The organism is Acetobacter indonesiensis (assembly GCF_000963945.1).
Taxonomy (GTDB): domain Bacteria; phylum Pseudomonadota; class Alphaproteobacteria; order Acetobacterales; family Acetobacteraceae; genus Acetobacter; species Acetobacter indonesiensis.
Map to the genome: position 1 here is coordinate 1 of NZ_BAMW01000051.1, position 3,806 is coordinate 3,806.

General features: G+C 47.6%; 6 protein-coding genes. All 6 read left to right on the plus strand.

Features of this window, described 5'->3' with window-relative positions; genetic code table 11:
* On the plus strand, positions 1–736 hold a 736-nt coding region (locus tag Abin_RS12285), incomplete at its 5' end, for a colicin E5-related ribonuclease (protein WP_048847367.1).
* Positions 727–1,110, plus strand: coding sequence for a hypothetical protein (locus tag Abin_RS12290; protein WP_048847369.1), 384 nt, complete (start codon positions 727–729; stop codon positions 1,108–1,110). The genes Abin_RS12285 and Abin_RS12290, both read left to right, overlap by 10 nt.
* 30 nt (positions 1,111–1,140) lie before the next feature.
* Complete coding sequence (locus Abin_RS12295) at positions 1,141–1,329, plus strand: hypothetical protein (RefSeq protein WP_048847371.1); 189 nt, start codon at positions 1,141–1,143, stop codon at positions 1,327–1,329.
* Positions 1,326–2,666, plus strand: coding sequence for a hemagglutinin repeat-containing protein (locus Abin_RS12300; protein ID WP_048847373.1), 1,341 nt, complete (start codon positions 1,326–1,328; stop codon positions 2,664–2,666). Before Abin_RS12295 ends, Abin_RS12300 begins: the two co-directional genes overlap by 4 nt.
* 141 nt (positions 2,667–2,807) lie before the next feature.
* Positions 2,808–3,071, plus strand: coding sequence for a hypothetical protein (locus Abin_RS12305; RefSeq protein ID WP_143217232.1), 264 nt, complete (start codon positions 2,808–2,810; stop codon positions 3,069–3,071).
* The gene (locus Abin_RS12310; protein WP_048847376.1) at positions 3,068–3,577 is read left to right on the plus strand and encodes a hypothetical protein; all 510 of its coding nucleotides are present in this window, start codon (positions 3,068–3,070) and stop codon (positions 3,575–3,577) included. The genes Abin_RS12305 and Abin_RS12310 overlap by 4 nt, the downstream gene beginning before the upstream one ends.
* Positions 3,578–3,806: the final 229 nt, after the last annotated feature.

Below are 3,806 nucleotides of genomic sequence, written 5' to 3' on the forward strand. Positions count from 1 at the left end.
TACCGTAAAAGAAAGTGATTCACTTACCAAGCAGCTCATCAATGATGCAATACAGGCACAAGTCTTTTCAGTGGAATCTGATGGTTCTGAAAATAACGAACCGGTCTCTGGTTCTGCCAACAGTCAGGTTGATGCGTCGTCGTCCCTCGAGGTTGCGGGCAATGACACTCAAAACCCGGCGGGTGTAACAACTCAAGTCTATAAAAGAGGGAGTCCGAAAGATCCCTACGCAAACTACACGGCCAACCCCGGATTTGGCAGTTCTGAAAAGAATGACCCAGATGCGAGTGCACAATACAGCATCAAGGAAAATGTTACGGGTTATAGCCCTGATTCCGCCGGAAGTGCTGTCTCTGTTTCAGGTGAGGGAACGGTTGCGCCGGAGTCAGAAGGGGGAAGCTTGTCCAAGGAGGATGAGCAAACTCCACTCAGGAATGATGTAGTTAATAATAAAAATGGTTTCTCGATAGATGGAAAAATCAGGGAGCAAATGGCAGGACGTGGATGGACCGATGCTGGTATTGAAAAAATCATAGAGAAAGGTCCCACAGGAACCTCAACGGATAAGCGTTCTGCTAGCAAAGCCCCAGATGGTGTTCCCAGAGATGACACAGCGACTGTTTACGGAAATAAAAGTGGATATATTGTAATTAACGATAGGACGGGAGAGGTTGTTCAGTTGAGCGATAAAAATGATAAAAGTTGGATTCCAGATGGAAGAATAAAATGGAAATAAAGCAAAAAAATAATTTGGTTGACCGTTCTTTAGTTTATGGAAATGAAAACGATTTCTATGATCTTGGAGGGAGTATTATAATGAAATTGACTCCTCAAGCTGCCATGTCTGTATGTAAGAGTGCAGCAAAGAGGGGAGTTCTTATCTGGAGAATAGAAGGTGGAATAAAACATTTACCTAGCACCGAATTTCCTTGTGGCGCTTTTGAGGCACGTTTAGATTGTATTTGGGATGGCCCCAATCCTCCGATGTCGATGCAAGAGGCTGCAATAGTTAACAGGCAGGCTTATGATTTCATTAAAGAAGAAAGTTTAAATCATAACGCGTTTATTATCACAGCAACGGAAGTAAATAAAAATTATAATCGGAGTTAAAGATTTGTCATATCTGTATAGAACCTCAAGGTGTCTGGTGCCACGGTGATCGGCGGCGGCTCGACCTCGCTGTATGCTGCGAAAACGCTTGATCTGGGGTCTGTGACCAACAGCCAGAGCAGCGGCACGGGGCAGGGAACGACCGTTGGAATACGCGGTAGAGTGAAAGCCGGAACAGTTCAAACTCCGCATCTGTCGGGATACAGAACCAGCATGTGACGACGTCGAGCAGCACTGCGGTTGACACGACGATCAAGGCTGGCAACAGCGTGACGTTGGGAACGCCTAGTGGGCTGACGCTGGATGGAGCGGAAGTCACCGGGCCGTGCGTGGATGTATCGGCTGGCTCATTGAGTATTATCAGCCCGCAGAACACCTCGGACTATAAAAGCACGGCGCGGCAGGCCGGTGCGGAGATTTCCATTCCGGTGTGGGGGGCTGGTGGCAAGACCAGCGGTGGTGCGAGCTACAGCCAGCAGAATGTGACGGATCATTTTGCGAGCACGGAGGACCAGCTCTCCGGCCTTTATGCCGGAGATCAGGGCCTTGGTGTGGATGTTGCAGGAAACACAACGCTGAAAGCCGGTGTCATTGAGAGTATGGCGGACGCGGGCCTGAACCATTTCAGCACAGGGAGCCTGACGACCAGTTCCGTTGAGAATATCTCCCGCTGGCAGGCCACGCAGCAGGGCGGCTCGTTCAGCGGTGGGGCCGGGATGATGGGCAGCACGACGGGGATTCTGGGCTCCGTGGGTACGGGCCTTGCCTCTGGTGCCTCCGGTCTGATGGGGGGTGGTCGCACGCATGATGAGACGAGCGAAAGTCAGTCTGCCATTGGCGGAAATATTAAGGTTGATGCCGGGAGTCTCTCTGGACACTACACAACAGATGTTACGACAGCGAACGCAGCGCTGAAGAACATGTTTGACGCACAAAAGCTGAGCAACCAGATTCTGTCCCAGCAGATGGGCAGCCAGCTTGTGGGTGAAGTTGGCGGACAGATTTCGGATCAGCTGAATAGCCTGGGGATTGCGGGTTTTGGAGAAAAGGGTGTTGAGAACAGTTATAACCGCATAGCCTTGGAGACAGCGGCGAATGCGCTGATTGCTGCTGTAACAGGTGGTAACATTGGATCTGCGGCCGCCGGTATGGCTGCTGGGGGGAGCGCGGTTTCAGCTTCACTGAATAGTGTTGCAGGCTGGGTTCTTGATCAAACGGACAACAATGTAGAGACAGCCGCTCCTCTGGTGACGGCGATTGAGAATATTATTGCTTCTGGGGCCGGTGCAGCCGGTGGGGTTGCTAGAGGTGGAGGTAAGACTGCGTCCATCAACGCACTAAATGGTGCCTCCCAGGCTTCAGCTGTTGAGCAATATAACGCAGGCGCTGGTGATATTCTCAAGGTCGTTGCTGCTCTTGCGAAAAGCTGGGCGGCTCAAGTGGCGAAAGACGCACTGTTGAATACTCTTAAGGGAGAGGGGACTACTGTTGCAAAAGGTGCGGAGAAAGAGGCAGGGAGTGCTGAAAATTTAGAGTCAGCCGCTGGTGATGTGTGAAAAGAGATTACGCGCCCAACACCACAGCAGTCAGAAAAAGATGTTGCAAATGATGTTGGTGAAAATGCTCGGGAACAGGTCAGCTATAAAGATGGGGAGGAAGTCCCTTATGGAAAAAAAGGCAGTTCCCGCATTGATGTTTTGGACACAGCTACGGGTGAAAGTTATGAAGTCAAAAACTATAATATTGCAAAGAATTCATCTGGTTTAATCTCAAATGTTATTAAGCAGATCATTCAGAGAGCCTCTCAGCTTCCCAAGGACACCCAGCAAAACGTTGTTATTGATGTAAGAGGGCAGAATGTATCCAGAGAAACAGCCATGACAATAGTGAAGAAGATAATAGAAAAAAGTAATGGAATTCTTTCCCAAGAGAATATTACGTTTAAAGGAACACTAAAATGACTGTTTCAGTCTATGGCGGCATCCTGATGCTGGAACTTGGCTCATCTGGGGACGTTGAGTATTTTTTTAGGTGCGTAAATTATTTTGTTGAAATCCCTAAAAAAACTTTGCTTCCTTTAGTAACAGACCGATTGTATAAGAGATACGTTGTCTGGGAAGATTTTGCAGAGCTTCGTGAGAATTTTGTTTTTATTGAGAGTGTACTGAAAAATATAGAAACATCTTTGGATGATTTTGAAGGTTATATTTCTGGAGAAAAAGGTCGACGCCTGAACCCAACTAAGCCAACACTTGCTCTATTATTTGCAGATTATTTTTCTGCGTTTGAAGATTGTATGAAAACAGCAGAATCAACTAAGGAAAATTTTGTAACATATATACCATTGATAGTTGGTCGTGATATTGTTGCTCCAAAGTTTGCAGTGGGGAAAAACGATCCCAAGAATGAAAAAATACGCGAACGTTATGATGCTCTTGAAGGTAATCCGTTATGGTGGGGAGCATGATATAAAATTCCATAAGAGCGATTGAAGATTTTGATTTAAACGAAAAAATAGAACATAAAAATTATTTTTTTCTGCTGCTTGGGGCTGCATGTTGCGGGCGTGGCTGGCGAAGCAGCAGGAGATGTGACGCTCCAACCATCCCCTCATGTTACGGGTGCCTCTCTAATTGCGCACCTATACACCGAGTGTGATTGGCAGCACGACCGGTAGCGTGAAGATTGAAGCCAAT